This window comes from Amycolatopsis keratiniphila subsp. keratiniphila, assembly GCF_001620365.2.
Taxonomy (GTDB): domain Bacteria; phylum Actinomycetota; class Actinomycetes; order Mycobacteriales; family Pseudonocardiaceae; genus Amycolatopsis; species Amycolatopsis keratiniphila.
The window spans coordinates 347,500-363,127 of sequence record NZ_LQMT02000022.1; the positions used below are offsets into that span (position 1 = coordinate 347,500).

At 68.9% G+C, this 15,628-nt stretch carries 19 protein-coding genes; 13 read left to right on the top strand and 6 right to left on the bottom strand.

The window, feature by feature from the left end; translation table 11 throughout:
* Nucleotides 1-57: 57 nt before the first annotated feature.
* Nucleotides 58-1,065, bottom strand: coding sequence for a hypothetical protein (locus AVR91_RS24180; protein ID WP_228709314.1), 1,008 nt, complete (start codon nucleotides 1,063-1,065; stop codon nucleotides 58-60).
* Between the two features lie 419 nt (nucleotides 1,066-1,484).
* On the opposite strand from AVR91_RS24180, the gene AVR91_RS24185 reads away from it, so the two are divergent.
* On the top strand, nucleotides 1,485-1,958 hold the full coding sequence (locus AVR91_RS24185; protein ID WP_063272057.1) for an RNA polymerase sigma factor: 474 nt from the start codon (nucleotides 1,485-1,487) through the stop codon (nucleotides 1,956-1,958).
* 12 nt (nucleotides 1,959-1,970) lie between these two features.
* Here the strand turns inward: AVR91_RS24185 and AVR91_RS24190 are convergent, their stop codons facing one another.
* Complete coding sequence (locus tag AVR91_RS24190) at nucleotides 1,971-3,134, bottom strand: pyridoxal phosphate-dependent aminotransferase (RefSeq protein ID WP_063272058.1); 1,164 nt, start codon at nucleotides 3,132-3,134, stop codon at nucleotides 1,971-1,973.
* A 29-nt stretch (nucleotides 3,135-3,163) separates the two neighbouring features.
* Here AVR91_RS24190 and AVR91_RS24195 point away from each other — a divergent pair, with 29 nt between their 5' ends.
* Nucleotides 3,164-4,462, top strand: coding sequence for a DUF445 domain-containing protein (locus AVR91_RS24195; protein WP_063272059.1), 1,299 nt, complete (start codon nucleotides 3,164-3,166; stop codon nucleotides 4,460-4,462).
* Between the two features lie 326 nt (nucleotides 4,463-4,788).
* On the opposite strand, the gene AVR91_RS24200 is transcribed toward AVR91_RS24195, so the two are convergent.
* Complete coding sequence (locus AVR91_RS24200) at nucleotides 4,789-5,256, bottom strand: CGNR zinc finger domain-containing protein (protein ID WP_063272060.1); 468 nt, start codon at nucleotides 5,254-5,256, stop codon at nucleotides 4,789-4,791.
* A gap of 93 nt (nucleotides 5,257-5,349) precedes the next feature.
* Here AVR91_RS24200 and AVR91_RS24205 point away from each other — a divergent pair, with 93 nt between their 5' ends.
* From AVR91_RS24205 to AVR91_RS24215, 3 genes are read left to right on the top strand one after another with little or no spacing between them, the layout of a single operon-like run.
* Nucleotides 5,350-5,718: a VOC family protein gene (locus AVR91_RS24205; protein WP_016330885.1), complete on the top strand. Its 369-nt coding sequence runs from the start codon at nucleotides 5,350-5,352 to the stop codon at nucleotides 5,716-5,718.
* A gap of 33 nt (nucleotides 5,719-5,751) precedes the next feature.
* A complete protein-coding gene (locus AVR91_RS24210) occupies nucleotides 5,752-6,129 on the top strand; it encodes a TFIIB-type zinc ribbon-containing protein (RefSeq protein ID WP_073846206.1) in 378 nt (125 codons plus the stop codon).
* Nucleotides 6,130-6,131: 2 nt separating this feature from the next.
* Complete coding sequence (locus AVR91_RS24215) at nucleotides 6,132-6,788, top strand: AAA family ATPase (protein ID WP_063271883.1); 657 nt, start codon at nucleotides 6,132-6,134, stop codon at nucleotides 6,786-6,788.
* On the opposite strand, the gene AVR91_RS24220 is transcribed toward AVR91_RS24215, so the two are convergent.
* A complete protein-coding gene (locus AVR91_RS24220; RefSeq protein ID WP_063271882.1) occupies nucleotides 6,753-7,883 on the bottom strand; it encodes a methyltransferase domain-containing protein in 1,131 nt (376 codons plus the stop codon). The genes AVR91_RS24215 and AVR91_RS24220 overlap by 36 nt on opposite strands.
* A gap of 151 nt (nucleotides 7,884-8,034) precedes the next feature.
* Between AVR91_RS24220 and AVR91_RS24225 the strand changes: the two genes are divergently transcribed.
* From AVR91_RS24225 to AVR91_RS24245, 5 genes are all read left to right on the top strand, one after another.
* Nucleotides 8,035-8,448 (top strand): helix-turn-helix domain-containing protein, encoded by a 414-nt coding sequence (locus AVR91_RS24225; RefSeq protein ID WP_063271886.1) that lies wholly within the window; start codon nucleotides 8,035-8,037, stop codon nucleotides 8,446-8,448.
* On the top strand, nucleotides 8,445-9,116 hold the full coding sequence (locus AVR91_RS24230) for a hypothetical protein (RefSeq protein WP_063271881.1): 672 nt from the start codon (nucleotides 8,445-8,447) through the stop codon (nucleotides 9,114-9,116). Before AVR91_RS24225 ends, AVR91_RS24230 begins: the two co-directional genes overlap by 4 nt.
* 84 nt (nucleotides 9,117-9,200) lie before the next feature.
* Entirely contained in the window at nucleotides 9,201-9,494 is a 294-nt protein-coding gene (locus AVR91_RS24235; protein ID WP_016330891.1) for a DUF2516 family protein, read from the top strand.
* Nucleotides 9,495-9,507: 13 nt separating this feature from the next.
* Nucleotides 9,508-10,062, top strand: a complete 555-nt coding sequence (locus tag AVR91_RS24240; RefSeq protein ID WP_063271880.1) for a YbaK/EbsC family protein — start codon at nucleotides 9,508-9,510, stop codon at nucleotides 10,060-10,062.
* Entirely contained in the window at nucleotides 10,059-11,510 is a 1,452-nt protein-coding gene (locus AVR91_RS24245) for an aromatic amino acid lyase (protein ID WP_063271879.1), read from the top strand. Before AVR91_RS24240 ends, AVR91_RS24245 begins: the two co-directional genes overlap by 4 nt.
* On the opposite strand, the gene AVR91_RS24250 is transcribed toward AVR91_RS24245, so the two are convergent.
* Complete coding sequence (locus AVR91_RS24250) at nucleotides 11,449-12,165, bottom strand: ABC transporter permease (protein WP_063271885.1); 717 nt, start codon at nucleotides 12,163-12,165, stop codon at nucleotides 11,449-11,451. The genes AVR91_RS24245 and AVR91_RS24250 overlap by 62 nt on opposite strands.
* Nucleotides 12,162-12,848, bottom strand: coding sequence for an ABC transporter permease (locus AVR91_RS24255; RefSeq protein ID WP_016330894.1), 687 nt, complete (start codon nucleotides 12,846-12,848; stop codon nucleotides 12,162-12,164). The genes AVR91_RS24250 and AVR91_RS24255 overlap by 4 nt, the downstream gene beginning before the upstream one ends.
* Nucleotides 12,849-13,021: 173 nt before the next feature.
* On the opposite strand from AVR91_RS24255, the gene AVR91_RS24260 reads away from it, so the two are divergent.
* From AVR91_RS24260 to AVR91_RS24270, 3 genes are all read left to right on the top strand, one after another.
* Nucleotides 13,022-13,918: an ABC transporter substrate-binding protein gene (locus AVR91_RS24260; protein WP_083715457.1), complete on the top strand. Its 897-nt coding sequence runs from the start codon at nucleotides 13,022-13,024 to the stop codon at nucleotides 13,916-13,918.
* A gap of 139 nt (nucleotides 13,919-14,057) precedes the next feature.
* Nucleotides 14,058-14,492 carry an SRPBCC family protein gene (locus AVR91_RS24265; RefSeq protein WP_063271878.1) on the top strand — a complete coding sequence of 145 codons (435 nt, stop codon included), beginning with the start codon at nucleotides 14,058-14,060 and terminating at the stop codon, nucleotides 14,490-14,492.
* A 99-nt stretch (nucleotides 14,493-14,591) separates the two neighbouring features.
* Nucleotides 14,592-15,590, top strand: coding sequence for an NADP-dependent oxidoreductase (locus AVR91_RS24270; RefSeq protein ID WP_063271877.1), 999 nt, complete (start codon nucleotides 14,592-14,594; stop codon nucleotides 15,588-15,590).
* The last annotated feature ends 38 nt before the right edge of the window (nucleotides 15,591-15,628 follow it).

The window sequence follows — 15,628 nt, forward strand, 5'->3', positions numbered from 1 at the left end:
CCGAAACCAGAAGTTGATCTTGGTTTGGACGTGGTTCTCCCCGGCGACCCGGTCAGGTCAGTCGGGGGAAGTGGCGGGAAGCGCGGCTTCCCGGCCGGTGCGCTCGCCTTCGTGGTCGCAGCCGGTTCCGATGAGCTTCAGCTGCGTGGCGGGCATTCCGGAGTCGAGCACGGCCAGCGGCCCGCGGCCGCCGCCGGTGTTGTCGTGTCCCGGCTGGACGGTCGTGGTGGGCGCGACCGGGGCCACCGGGGCGCTCGGCAGACCACCGCCGCCGCCCGAACCGCCGCCGTCCGGGGACGCGTGCGTGTCGGACTCGGCGGGCGCGGGCGGAGCGGGCTTGACGTCGTGCTGGACCCGCACGGGCAGCGTGACGCGGTGGTTCTGGCTCGCCGTGGCCGGAACAGGGGTCTCGGCGGGGACGAGCGGACGCGGGTCCGGTGTGGCGGGCGCGGCCGGCGTGACGGCCTTCGCCGGGACGGCGATGGTGACCGAGCCGCTCGCCGACTCGCCCGAGCCGCCGCCGAAGACGGGGTCGAGCATGTCGCCGGTGCCCGGCAGGATCACCGGGGCGCCCCCGGCGCAGCACGGATTCGGCGTGATGATCGGCGAGACGACCTGGTCGCCGATTCCGTCGACGACACCGACGACCCCGCCGACGGTTTCGACGACGCCGCCGACCGTGGTCGTGACGACGTTCAGCACGCCGCCGATCAGGCCGCCCAGCAAACCGTTGGACGCCTGGGGCTTCGCGGTCTTCGTTTCCGGCTCCGGAGAAGAAGTCTTCTCGACGGAACTCGTGCTCGAAACCGCTTCTTCCTCCACAGTGGCCTCGGGTTCGTTCGAGGTTTCGGTGGGCTCAGCGGGTTTCGTGGTCTCGGTCGTGGCGGAGTCCGAAGTGGATTCGTTCGGAGTAGTCGTTTTCCCGGACGCGGCTTCGTCCGCGGGCTGGACCACGGAGGTCTCCGGCGTCACGGGAAGTCGTTCCTCGGCCGAAGCCGGGGTGCTCAAAACGGCGCCGAGGAGCCAGCCGGTGAGCGCGAGCCCGCCCGCGAAAAGAATTCGCATGCCGGTCTCGCGGGAAGTGAGGCCGTGACGGCGCACGACTGCCGCACCACTCACAGCAATCACCACCGTCCGCGCCTGAAACCCACGTTTTCCGCGTGAGTTCGATCTTTCTTGGGGTCTCTTCCGGTCAGGTCGCAGTTCCCCCGGGGCTGCACCAGTTTTAGCACCGGAGGGGAGTGTTTCACCTCAGCCGCCGTCGATCCAGCCCGTTAGGCGGAACGACGCAACCGGCTCCGGTGCCTGGAGTACCGAAGTTGATCACTCTCGGTATGTGCCCGGCGGCCATCCGGGGACGGGTGGAACTACTCAAATCCTCGGTGACCTGACCTTTTCCGGATCCCGGATGCGGTGTGTGCCGTCGAAGTCGCGTTCGGTGATCGGTGCGGCGGGCGCAAGCCGCCGGGAGGGGAAGGTCCGGGATGTGGGACGTGAACGCGGTGTCGGCGGCGGTGCTCAAGGCGCTGAAGACCTACCGGATGAGCGAAGCCGACGCCAAAGACATCTGTCAGGAGGCCTGGCTGGAACTGCTTCGCGTGCCAGGCGCGCTACGCGACGAAGCGAAGCTCGGGGCTTGGCTGACCACCACGGCCCGGCGTCGCGCGCTTCGGATGATCACCAGGAACAGGCGCGAAACGCCGCGTCCGCTGCCCGGCGCGGAGACGACCCCGGAGGCCGAGGTCGTCCGCGCGGAACGGGACCGCGCGCTCTGGGCGGCGGTCGATCGCCTGCCGGATCCGCATCGACGGCTGGTGCGGCTCCTCGCGCACCGGCCGGAGCTGTCCTACGCCCAGATCGCGGGAGAACTGGGTATCAGTCCGGCCAGTGTCGGCAGGCTTCGAAGAAGGTGTTTGGACCGGCTCAGGCGGACTCTCGAAAAAGGCGGCTGGGCGTGAACATCGGACGGGTCACCGAAGTTTGCGCAACCGGGTGACGGCTTCGTCGATGACCTCGTTGCGTTTGCAGAACGCGAAGCGCAGAAGGTGTTTCCACTCTTCCGGGTGATCGGTGAACACCTTTACGGGCACGGCCGCCACGCCCACCCGTTCGGGGAGCTCCCAGGCCAGCTCCGCGGCGTCGTCGAAGCCGAGCGGACGGACGTCGACGCAGACGAAGTAGGTCCCGGCGGTCGTCCGGACCGCGAAGCCCGCCTCCGCGAGGCCAGCCGCTAGCCGGTCTCGCTTGTCCTGGAGGCTCGTGCGCAGCTCCTCGGCCCACGGCAGTTCGTGGTCCAGCGCGTGGGCGACGGCGGGCTGGAACGGGCCACCCGAGACGAAGGTGATGAACTGCTTCGCCGCCTTCACCGCCGCGACGAGTTCGGGGCTCGCGCAGACCCAGCCGATCTTCCAGCCGGTGCAGTTGAACGTCTTGCCCGCGCTGGAGATCGACACGGTGCGGTCGCGCATGCCGGGGAAGGTCGCCAGCGGGAGATGCTCGGCGTCGTCGAACACCAAGTGCTCGTACACCTCGTCGGTGATCGCGATCAGGTCGTGCTCCACGCAGAGCTTGGCGACGGCTTCCAGCTCGGCGCGCGTGAACACCGTGCCGGTCGGGTTGTGCGGCGAGTTGATCAGGATCGCCCTGGTCCGGCCGGTCACCGCGGCGCGCAGGCCCTCGACGTCCAGCGCGAACCGGCCGTCGCGTTCCACCAGTCCGACGACCCGCCGCTCGGCGCCGGCCATGGCGACCGCGGCCGCGTACGAGTCGTAGTACGGCTCGATGACGATCACCTCGTCACCCGCCTGCGTGAGCGCGATCAGCGACGCCGCGATGGCCTCGGTGGCACCGGCGGTGACCAGGATCTCCGTGTCGCGGTCGTACTCGACGCCGTAGCGGAGCCGATGCCGAGCGATCGCCGCGCGCAGCTCGGGCCGCCCCGGACCCGGCGGATACTGGTTCGCGCCCCCGAACAGCGCGTTCTTGGCGGCGTCGAGCATTCCGGCGGGGCCGTCGGTGTCGGGGAAACCCTGGCCGAGGTTGACGGCTTCGTGGCGGACGGCGAGTGCCGTCATCTCCGCGAAGATGGTCGACGTGAAGGGCTGGAGGCGGGGTACGAGGACAGGTTCGCGCACGATCAGCCATCCTCACGGACAATGGCGGTGTGGAGCAACTGACGCCCGCCAAGGTGACCCCAGCCGATCCGCCCGGTGGAACCGCCGCCGAGGAGGAGAAGCGCCGCGGCCTGCGCAAGATGAAGACGGTCGCGTTGTCGTTCCTGCTCGGCGCGACGGTGATCTTCCTGCTCACCAGCTGGGCCGAGGCCGCGGGCTGGCCCGCGTGGGTCGGCTACGTCCGCGCGGCCGCCGAGGCCGGGATGGTCGGCGCGCTCGCCGACTGGTTCGCGGTGACGGCGCTGTTCCGGCATCCGCTGCGGATCAAGATCCCGCATACCGCGATCATCCCGAACAAGAAGGACGCGCTGGGCAGCAGTCTCGGTGACTTCGTCGGCTCGAACTTCCTGTCCGAGTCCGTGGTCCGCGAGAAGCTGAGCCGGGTCGACGTGTCGAAGCGGCTCGGCGGCTGGCTCTCGCAGCCCGCCAACGCCGAGCGCGTGACGTCCGAGCTGGCCACCGTCGTGCGGGCGGCGGTCAAGGTGCTCCGTGACGAGGACGTCCAGGCGATCATGGAACAGGCCGTGGTCAAGCGGATCGTGGACAAGCCGTGGGGGCCGCCGCTCGGCAAGATCCTGGAGGGCGTGTTCGCCGACGGGGCGCACCACAAGCTCGTGGACCTGATGTGCGACCGCGCCTACGAATGGGTGCGGGACAACCACACGACGATGCTGCGCGTGGTCTCGGACCGGGCGCCGAGCTGGTCGCCGAAATTCGTCGACGAGATGCTCGCGGACAAGGTCTACGGCGAGGTGCTGTCGTTCGTCTGGGCGGTGAAGACCGACGTCAACCACCCCATGCGGCTGGCGCTGGACAAGTTCCTCGGCGAGTTCGCCCAGGATCTGCAGACCGATCCCGAGGTGATGGCGCGCGCCGAGCAGGTCAAGTCCCAGATGCTGGGGCACGACGAGGTGCAGAAGCTGATCGGTTCGGCGTGGGCGACGGCGAAGGAGATGCTGCTCAACGCCGCCGAGGACCCGTCGAGCGAGCTGCGGCGCCGCGTGCGCACGGGCCTCGAGACGCTCGGGGAGCGGCTGGTCTCCGACGAGCACATCCGGTCCAAAGTGGACACTTGGGTGGAGGGCGCGGCGGCCTATGTCGTCACCCACTACTCCAAGGAGATCACCACGATCATCACCGACACGGTGGAGCGCTGGGACGCCGAGGAGACCTCGCGCAAGATCGAGCTCCAGGTGGGCCGGGATCTGCAGTTCATCCGGATCAACGGCACGGTGGTCGGCGCGCTCGCCGGCCTGGTCATCTACACGGTCGCGCAGCTGCTCTTCTGAGCCGCCGCGCCTATACCACACTCCGGAGGCCGCACCGGGAGTTGTCCACAGGAAGTGGAGTCATCCCCAGGGTTATCCACAGCTTTTCACGTTTTTGGCCTAACGGTGTGCACAACCCCTGGGGGTAACTCGGGGGTGGGTGACACCAGAAGTTGTGGTCGTTCGGGTCGTGACGCTCGCCGGATCTCGCGTGATCGAGGGCGTGACTCGCGTGATCGAGGCCGGATCTCGCGTGATTGGAGCCGTGACGTCCCCGATCACGCGAGTCACGCCTTCAATCACGCGAGTTACGCCTCTGATCACGCGTGTGACGCGTTCAAGCACGCTCAGGTCGAGATGTCCGCCGTCCGGGCCCGCCAGGCCCTCGCCTTTTCGCGGTTCCCGCAGGCCCGCATCGAGCACCACGTCCTCGACCGGTTCCGCGATTCGTCGTAGAACGCCCACAGGCAGTCGTCCGCCGGGCAGATCTTGAGCCGGATCCATTCGCCGAGCACGGTCAGCCGGGTCGACGCCGCCAGCACCGCCTCGCAGACCGTTTCCGAGACCAGGAGCGGGCCCTCCGCGCCGAGGACGATCTCCGCCGGGGCGCGCAGGCCGAGCCGGGGGAGTCGCGGATCGCCGATCGCCGCCCTCAGCGCGTCCCGGGTTTCGCGCGCGGCCGCGGGGGTATCCGCTCGCAGCCGGTGATCGCGGGCCCAGCGTTGCCATGGCTCCAGCTCGTCCAGGAGGTCGGTGCCGCGTTCGACGTTCACCGTGTTCAGAAACTCGACCACCAGGGACGCGTCGGTGTTCACCCCGCCCAGTGTACGGGCGAGACCGGTTGTCATCGGCTTTGATAACCCTCATACTCGATTCACTGGTTACTCGATCATTCTGGAGGCTGAACCATGGGTGCGGTACCGACCTTCGGCGCGGTGGCGCTCGACTGCCCGGATCCGGTCGCGCTGGCGGAGTTCTACCGCGAGCTGCTCGACTGGAAGGCGGCCGAAGTCGCCGAAGACGGCCATTGGGTGACCCTGCGGAACCCGGAGGGTGGCGCGCGGTTCTCGTTCCAGCGCGTGCCGGACTACCGGCCGCCCGCGTGGCCGTCCGCCGAGAACCCGCAGCAGGCGCATATCGACCTCGACGTCACCGACATGGAGGCCGCCCACGAGCGCGCGCTGGCCATCGGCGCGAAGCTGCTCGACGACTCCCCGGAGACCTTCCGGGTCTACGCGGATCCGGTCGGACACCCGTTTTGTCTGTGCGCCTGCTGACCTCGCGGCGGAAAAATGCGTAATCTCTGATACGTGATTTGTCCGAAGTGCCAGAACGCCATGAAGACCGTCGACAAGAACGGCATCCACATCGACCAGTGTCAGGGATGCCGCGGCATCTTCCTGGACCGCGGTGAGCTGGAAGCCATCACCAACGCCGAGACCTCGTACTACGGCGGCGGCGGGCACCAGCCCCCGCCGTATCAGGGAGGTGGGCACGCGCCGGCGCCGCATTACGGCCGTCCGGACTCGCCGCGCCCGCACCGTGGGGGTTACGCCGACTCGCCGAAGGGCTACCGGGGTGGGTACTCGGACTCGCCCAAGGGATACCGCGGCGGGTACGCGGACTCTCCGCACGGCTACGGCCACAAGCGTCGTAAGGGCGGCTTCCTCGAGGGCCTCTTCGACTGACCGTGGTCCTCGATCTCAAGATCTGCCCGGCCTGCGGTGATCGCGCCGAACGGCCACGCGTCGAGAGCGGGCTGCTGGTGTGCGCGGTATGCGCCCACCGGTGGCCGTTCCGGCGGCTCCCGCTGTTCGCGCTGACCGGACCGAGCGGGGCGGGCAAGTCGACGGTCGGGCCGCTGCTGGCGCGACGGCTCGGCGATCTCGCGCTCGTGGTCGAGCAGGACGTGCTGTGGACCGGGGCGCTGCGCGACGACGTCCCCGGTCATCCCGCGTTCCGCTCGACCTGGCTGCGGATGGCGGCGATGCTGCACCAGAACGGGCGGCCGGTCGTGCTGTGCGGCACCGTCGCCCCGCCCGAATTCGAGCGGTTGCCCGAGCGCGTCTTCTTCTCCGACATCCACTACCTGGCACTCGTCAGCGAGCCCGACGCGCTGCGCAAGCGTTTGCTCGCGCGGCCCGCCTGGCGTGAGTGGGACGAGGAGCGCGTCGAGGAGATGCTGGAGTTCAACGCGTGGCTGCAAGCGGAAGCGTCCGCGATGCAGCCGCCGGTCGAGCTGTTCGACACCACCCACATCCCGGTCGAAGACGCCGTCGACCACGTCGAGAAGTGGGTGCGCGGCCTGCTTTCAGGGGCTCAACGGCCAAGTGCGGCCATCGGGTGAATCCAGCCAGATCACCTGTTCGTCCCCGTCGAGGCTGAGCCCGAACCGGTCCCGTCCGGGCTCGCCGAGGTCGAGCCATTCCTCGTGCGCGGCTTCGACGATCTCCCACAGCCGCCGCGGGCCGCCTTCGGCCACTTCGAACTCGTCGCCCGCCTGCCGATGACGCAGCCATGAGCCGTCCGGATGAACCATGGCGGTGCTCCGGCCGTCCCGCGAGGCCGTCACGCCCGGGAGACACAGCCCGGCGAAGAACTCGAAACGGCTGCGGACCTCGGTGATCACCCCCATCGGCAGCCGGGTCGGCCGCCAGGTGACCTCGCCGTCCGGCACCTTCGACTGCTTGAACCGGTGCGCACGCAGCGGCATGAAGCGACCGTCGCGCGCGAGCACCCGCCCGTGCCCCGTCGCGCCTTCGCCCGCGACGATCCGGACGAGCCCGCCGCCGATCGGCCGGTTCAGCGTGGTGAGGATCAGCCCGCCGGGCATCGTCTGCGCCAGCCACGCGGGCGGGATCGACGACACCGAGCAGGTGCAGATCACCCGGTCGTAGAGCACGCCCGCCGGGAAACCTTCGGCGCCGTCGGCGGCCGCGCACGAGGGCACGTAACCGATCTCCGCGAGCCGTTTGCGCGCGGCGTCGACCAGGTCCGGGTCGATGTCCACTGTGTACACGAGCCCGGCGCCGAGGCGGTGGCACAGCAGCGCGGTGTTGTACCCGGTGCCCGTGCCGATCTCCAGTACGCGATGTCCGTCGGCGACCCGGAGCTCTTCGAGCATGATCGCCATGATCGCCGGCTGGCTGGACGAGCTCGTCGGCGTTCCCGGCTGCGCGCCGAGATACCGCGCCCGTTCCCAGAGCCCGGAATCGTCGTCCAGCTGCACGACCAGTACATCGGGGGAGTAGACGCGCCTGAGCCACTCGTCGTCGCCGTGCTCGACCGCGGCCCAGCCGTTCGCCGCCGGGACGAAGAACCGCGGCAGGAAGACGTGCCTCGGCACGGAGCGGAAGGCGGTCATCCAGCGCGCGTCGTGCAGCACGCCCTCGGCGAGCAGATGCTCGACGAGGCGCCGCCGCAGCCGCGTGGCGTTCGACATCCCTCCACGGTAGCCGGGTGAGCACCAACACACCCGATGGTTGCAAGCAGAGTGCTTGCAATTGCTAGCACTCGGGCGTAGCGTTGAAGACGTCGCGAGGAGGTGACCGATGTCAGACACCGACCGGGATCAGCCCACATCGGGCGGACCGATGGAGAAGGTCGCGGACATCGCTTCCGACATCGGCGAGTACATCCGCCAGCAGCGCAGCAACGCGAAGATCTCCTTGCGGCAGCTGTCGAAACTCGCCGGCGTGTCCAATCCGTACCTGAGCCAGATCGAGCGTGGGGTCCGCAAACCCAGCGCGGAGATCCTGCAGCAGATCGCCAAGGGCCTGCGTATCTCGGCCGAGGCGCTCTACGTGCAAGCGGGAATCCTCGATCTGCCGACGGGCGGCCCGGTCGGCGACGCGATCCGCGCCGACACCGAGCTGACCGAACGGCAGAAGCAGGTCCTGCTCGACGTCTACGAATCGTTCCGCCGCGAGAACGCCGCCGCGAAACCCGCGCAGGCGGCCCAGGCGAAAACCGAAGACCAAGTCACAGAATCCAAGGAGTCAGCATGACCACGGCCACCAAGACCGAACGCAAGCACACCGCCCTCGACCAGGTCCGCACGCCGCTGCTGGCCGCCCTGGGGGCCGGCAACCTGGCCGGACAGGCCGTCGTCGACGCCGTGTCGAAGGCCAAGGAGAAGGTCGTCGAGGGCAGCGAGACCGCCCGCAAGAACATCGAAGAGCTCCCGCACGACGTCGAGGGTCTCCGCGAGAAGCTGGACCCGGCCGAGCTCCGCAAGGTCATCGACGAGTACACCGAGGCCGCGCTGAAGCTGTACAACAAGCTGGCCGAGTCCGGTGAGCAGGCGTGGGACAAGATCGCCGCGCAGCCGCAGGTCAAGAAGGCCATCGAGCAGCTCGAGGACGCGATCAGCACGGCGCAGGACCGCGTCGAGGGTGCGACCACCGACGCCCGTGAGCGCATCGACACCGTGCTCGGCAAGGTCACCAAGGGCACCCGCTCCGTCGGCGAGAAGACCGCCCGCAAGGTGACCGAGGTCGCCGGCGAGATCGCCGACGAGGTCGAGGAGATCGGCGACGACCTCGCGCACGAGACCCGCTCGGCTTCGCGCAAGGTCGCCAACAAGACCGCGCCGAAGACCACGACCACCGCGCGCCGCACCACCAGCCCGGCCGCCAAGAAGCCGGCCACCGCGCCGAAGACCACCGAGAAGTAAGGTCCGCGTGAATTCCAGGGCCCCTGGCACCGCTTCGGTGCCGGGGGCCCGGGTCATTCGCCCGGTTTGACGTAAGCTGAGTTCGTGTTCGTTGCCAACTGGATCCTCATCGCCATCCATTGGGGCGGCGCGCTGACGGGGCTGTTCGCGTTCGTGCACGCGCTGTTGCAGCGTGCGGACGCGTATTCGGCCGCCGATCGGAAGACCAAGCCCATCTGGATGCTCATCACCGGTGGATCCACCGTGGTGCTGACGTTCTTCCAGTTCTACGGCGGCGGCATGATCCTGTGGCTGCCCGCGCTGGTCGCGGTCCTGGTCTACCTCGTGGACGTCCGGCCCAAGCTCATCGAGGTCCAGCGCGGCGGCCGCAACTGGTGATTAGGGTGGCGGTGTGACTGACTGGACCATCGCCGGAACCCTCACCGTCGTCCCCGCCCTCACCCGCACGGATCTGCTCGCCGAGCCCGTCGCGAAGGCTCTCGCCGCCTTGCCCGATCCGGACGCCGTCGGCGTCGTCGAGATCGACGCCGAGCTGGCCGACACCGCCGCCTTCTGCGAGGCGTACGGCTCACCGCTCTCCGCGTCCGCGAACTGCGTCGTCGTCGCCGGCAAACGCGCCGGTGAGGTGCGCTTCGCCGCCGCGATGATCCTCGCCACCACCCGGGCCGACGTGAACGGCGTGATCAAGCGCCGTCTCGACGTCCGCAAGGCCTCCTTCGCCCCGATGGACGAGGCCGTCTCGCTCACCGGAATGGAGTACGGCGGCATCACGCCGGTCGGGCTGCCCGGGGAGTGGCCGATCCTCATCGACCAGCGCGTCGCCGACGAACCCGAGCTGGTCATCGGCAGCGGTATCCGCGGTGGCAAGCTGCTGATCCCGGGCTCCGTCCTCGCGTCCCTGCCCGGCGCCGAGGTGATCGACGGGCTCGCGCGCCCCGTCGAGTGAGGCTGTCCACAAAGGACTTCCCGCTGGCCTCCGCCTTCGCGGCGGAGGCCATCGAGATCGACCCGGCGTTGCTGGCGAGGCTCGCCGAGAACCGTGCCCGGGTCCTCGCCGCGCTGGACGAGCGCCCCGTTTACGGCGTGAACACCGGCATGGGGCGGCTCGCCGGAGTCGCCGCGCCCGCGTCGAGTGAGCACCAGCGGAACCTGCTGATCGGCCGTGCCGTCGGCGGCCCGCCGTGGCTCTCGGCCGACGAGGTGCGGTGGCTGCTGCTGGTGCGCCTGCGGGATCTGCTCGCGCCCGAAGCCGGCGCCAGTCCGGAGCTGGTGACCTTCCTCGTCGACCGGCTGAACGACGGGTTCACTCCGGCCGTGCCGCGGACGGGGCTGGGCAGCGCCGGCGAGATCATCCCGCTGGCACACGCCTTCCAGACCTTCCTCGGCGTCGGAACCGTGCTGGTGGACGGCGTCGAGACGCCCGCGTCGGAGGTGCTGGCGGAGCCGTACGAGCCAGGCCTCAAGGAGGCCGTGACCCTCATCCAGGGCTCACCGCTGGCGGAGACACTCGCCGCTTTCGCGCGGACCGAAGTCCAGCAGGTGCTGGATCTCCAGACGCTGGCCGCCGCCATCGCGATCGACGTTCTCGGTGCGCCGCAAGGGGTCTATCGCCCCGCGCTGGCCGGAGACGATCAGGTGCTGCGTTCGGTCCTGCGTGAAGTGAGCGGCCTGATCCGAGGTGGCGTCGAACGGCCGGTCGTGCAGGCGCCCGTTTCCGTGCGGGTGGCACCGCGCGCGCTCGCTCATCTGACGCGGGTCGCCGCCGAACTGGGCGAGGTGCTCGGGCGCTCGGTGCCGACCGATTCGCCGGTGTTCCTTGATGGCGAATTCGTGTCCACGACCGGGTCTCACGCCGTCGACCTCGGGCTGCGGATGGACGCGGTGACGGCGGCGCTGGTGCATCTCGGTGAAGTGAGCGTGCAGCGGACGCACCGATTGCTCGACGAGCGGTTCAGTGGTCTCCCCGCGCAGCTCGCGGTGGAGCCGGGGCCGCGGGCCGGGCTGGTCCCGTTGCACAAACGTGCGGTGGGGGAGCTGCACGCGCTGCGGCGCCTCGCCACGCCCGCGACGTTGGGTTCCGTCGACACCTCCGGTGGGCAGGAGGACGTGCAGGCGTTCGCCTGGGCGGCGGGGAACCAGCTCCGTGAGGCTTGCGCGCGGATGTTCGCCATCACCGCCTGCGAGCTGATCACGGGTTCGCAGGCACGGTGGCTGGCATCCGGCGATGGGGCGCCGGAGCTGCGCGCGACCTACGAGCGGCTGCGGGAGCTGGTGCCGCCCGTCGAGGAGGACCGGGCGCTGGGCCCGGCGGTGACGGCGGTGGTTTCGGCGCTCAGGAACGGGCTTCCGCGCGGGACTGGATCGCGAGCCCGCGCGGAGTCACCCAACGCGTGACGAGTGCGAAAACCCCTTCGCACACCAAAGCCAGTACGACGACCGCGATCCCGCCCGCCAGGATCTCGCCGTGGCCGGGTTCTCCGAGCGCGAAACCGTCCACAATGTACCGTCCGAGCCCGCCGCCGTCGTTGACGATCGCGCCGATCGCGACGGTCGCCACCAGTTGCAGGAACGCGACGCGGGCACCCGCGAGGATGACCGGTGACGCGAGCGGCAACTCCAGGCGCAGCATGATCTGCCACTCGCGGTGGCCGGTTCCGCGCGCGGCGTCGACGGTTTCCTGCTCCAGCTGGATGACGCCCGCGTAGGTGTTGGTGAACAACGGCGGCAGTGCCAACGCCACCAGCGCGAGCATCAACGGCCAGAAGCTCGTGTCGGCTCCGAGCCGGGAAGCCAGGAACCAGAACAGGATCACCAGCCCGAAGCTGGGGATCGCGCGGCCGATGTTCACCGCGCTGGTCGCGAGGAACTGTGCCCGGCGGTAATGCGCGAGCCACAACGCGGGCGGGATCGTCAGCACGGCCGAGATCGCCAGTGCCAGCAAGGAGAACTGGAGATGCTCGACCGTCCGGTACGGAACGCCCGCCGGATCGGTCCAGCTCCAGCGGTTCGGTTCGCCGAACCATTCGATGGTCTGGTCGATGATGCTCATCGCGACGCCGCCTTCCGCGACCACGGCGCGAGCGCGCGCCCACCGAGCCACAGCAACAGATCCACCAGCACGGCCAGCACCACGGAAAGGCCGACACCGACGATGATCGACGTCGGGTTCGGTGTCGCGGTCTGGATGCCGTTGCGGATGAAGTAGCCCAGGCCGCCCTTGCCGAGCATGGAGGTCACCGTCACGAGCCCGATCGTGGTCACCGCCGCGACCCGCAGGCCCGCGATCACCACCGGCAGCGCGAGCGGGAGTTCGACCTGCCACAGCAACCGCGCGCGCGTGAAACCCATGCCTATCGCGGCTTCGCGGACTTCCTTGGGTACTTGTTCGACGCCGGTGACGATGTTGCGGATGAGGATCAGCAACGTGTACGTCGCCAACGGGATCACCGCTGTGGTGAAGGAGGTCAGGCCGGTGAAGGGAACCAGAACGGCGAAGGCGCCGAGACTCGGGATGACGTACAGGGAACCGGCCGTGCCCAACGCGATGACGTAGAACCATCGGCGACGCAGCGAAATCGCGGAAACACCGATCGACACCACCAGTCCGATGGCGAGCGCCGCCGCGGTCAGGACGATGTGCTCACCGAGCCGCTCGAAGATCTCGTCGAGGTGGCGATCCACCCAGCGCCACTCGAAGAGCGGCCGTCCGCCCTGGGCGGGAACGGGGAACACGGAGGATGCTCGCACCGGCCGACCTTACCCCGTTCGGGGCGCCGGATTCCGTTCTCTGGGAGCGCAAGGGGCGCAACTCTCAAAATGTGGATTCTGTCGTGACCCGGAGATACTGTCCATTCCTCTGAACGAGTCATAGGAGTGTGCACGTGCGCTGGACACGGAACGTTCGAGTGGGCGCGGTGCTCGCCGCCGCCATCCTCGGTATGACCGCCTGTGGGGGCGGAGACGACGCGGCGGCCCCGGCCGCGCAGAGCAAGGGCGGGGCGCCGATCGTGGTCGCCTCCTTCAACTTCACCGACAGCGTGATCCTCGCCGAGCTGTACGCGAACGCGTTGGAGGCCAAGGGTTATCCGATCACCCGCAAGCTGAACCTCGCTTCGCGCGAGCTGATCTACCCGGCGCTGAAGTCCGGCGAGCTCCAGTTCATCCCGGAGTACCAGGGCGCCGCCATCACCACCGGCTACGGCAAGGAAGCCCCGAAGGACGCGGCGGGCGAGCACGAGCAGCTCAAGAAGTTGTTCGAGCCGGACGGCATCGGCCTGTTGGACTACTCGCCGGCGGAGAACAAGAACACCTACATCGTGAAGGCCGATCTCGCCAAGGAGAAGGGGTTGGCGAAGATCAGCGACCTGTCCAAGGTCGGCAACGTCGTCGTCGCCGGCGCTCCGGAATGCGCGGAGCGGCTGCCCTGTTTCAAGGGCTTCACCGACGTCTACAAGCTGAAGGCCACGTTCCAGACGGTGCAGGAGGCGGGCCCGCGCGTCGAGCAGTTGCGGTCCGGCAAGGTCACCGTCATCCCGGTCGACTCGGTGAGCCCGCTCGTCGGCGACCCGCAGTTCGTGGCGCTGGAGGACGACCTCGCCATCGTGCCGACCGAGAACGTCGTGCCCGCGGTGAACAAGAAGGTCCTCGACGAACGCGGCGCCGACTTCGCGGCCGCCGTCAACGCCGTGAGCAAGGCCCTCGACACGGCGCAGCTGCGTGAGCTGAACAAGCGCGTCGACTCGGACGGCGAGAAGCCGGGCGATGTCGCGAAGGAGTGGCTGAAGGAGAAGTCCCTCATCTAGCCCCCTTCGCGTGCCATGAACGGTCCGTTCCTTGCAANNCGGACCGTTCATTGCGTTCGGGGCAGGGGGTGCGCGTTCCTCCTGCGGGCAGCGGTGGAATCGTGGACGCTGTCTTGCCATACGGGTGAAAGGGAGTGGGATGGGAAAGGTCACGGCCGTCGCGGAGCGCACCATCGAGGCGCCGGCGGACAAGGTCAGGGCGCTCGTCGCGGATTACGCCGAAACCCGGCCGAAGCTGCTGACGGAGCACTACCGCGACTACGAGGTCACCGAAGGCGGCACCGGTGCGGGCACGAAGGCGCGCTGGAAGCTGCAGGCCACGTCGAAGCGCGTACGTGACGTCGCCGCGACGGTGACCGAGCCGTCCGAAGGCACCCTCGTCGAGACCGACGCGAACTCCAGCATGGTCACCACCTGGACCGTCCGCGAGGTGCCGGGCGGCAGCCTCGTCCGCATCGAGACCACCTGGGACGGCGCGGGCGGCATCGGCGGCTTCTTCGAGAAGACCTTCGCGCCCGGTGGGCTCAAGCGGATCTACGAGGGCGTGCTCGGCAAGCTCGCCGAGGTCGTGTAGCCCTCGCCACAATCGGAATGGGCGCCCCGGTTAGCTCGTTGTACCCGTCGTGAATACGGGGCGACCGCCCCGCTTCGGCAACAGACTTGGAGTTACCTCGTGAACGCAACCGAGATCCGGCTCGCCTCCCGTCCGCACGGTGTCCCGACGCTGGAGAATTTCGAGATCGCCGACGTCGAGATCCCGGTGCCGGGCGAGGGCCAGATCCTGGTCCGCAACCAGGTGCTGAGCGTGGATCCGTACATGCGCGGCCGGATGAGCAGCGCGAAGTCCTACGCCGAGCCGTACGAGGTCGGCAAGGTCATGCACGGCGGCGCGGTCGGTGAAGTGATCGAGTCCACCGTGGACGATTTCGAGCCCGGTGACATCGTGCTGCACGGCCTCGGCTGGCGTTCGCACGCCGTCGTCGCCGCGAAGCACGCGGTGAAGGTCGACCCGGAGGCCGCCCCGATCACGGCGTACCTCGGTGTCCTCGGCATGACCGGACTCACCGCGTACGCCGGACTGCTCGAGGTCGCGGAGTTCAAGGCGGGCGACACCGTCTTCGTGTCCGGCGCTGCGGGTGCCGTCGGGTCCGTCGTCGGCCAGCTGGCGAAGCTGAAGGGCGCGAAGCGGGTCATCGGCAGCGCGGGCACGGACGACAAGGTCAAGTGGCTGACCGACGAGCTGGGCTTCGACGCGGCGTTCAACTACAAGGACGCCCCGGTGGCCGAGCAGCTGCGCGCCGCGGCGCCCGAAGGTATCGACGTTTATTTCGACAACGTCGGCGGCGAGCATCTCGAAGCGGCCATCGACTCGATCAACCTGCACGGCCGGATGGCGATCTGCGGGATGATCTCGGTCTACAACAACACCGAACCGGCCGCGGCGCCGCGCAACCTCGCGTCGATCATCGCGAAGCGGTTCACCATGCGCGGCATGCTGGTCGGTGACCATTACGCGCTGCAGCCGCAGTTCGTGCAGGAGGTCGCTCCGCTGGTCGCCTCCGGGCGGCTGAAGTACTCGGAGACCATTGTGGACGGTATCCGCAACGCGCCGCAGGCGTTCCTGGACCTGTTGGGCGGGGCGAACACCGGCAAGATGCTGGTCCGCGTCTGACCCGTCTCCCGATGCTATGAACGGTCCGTTCCTTGCAA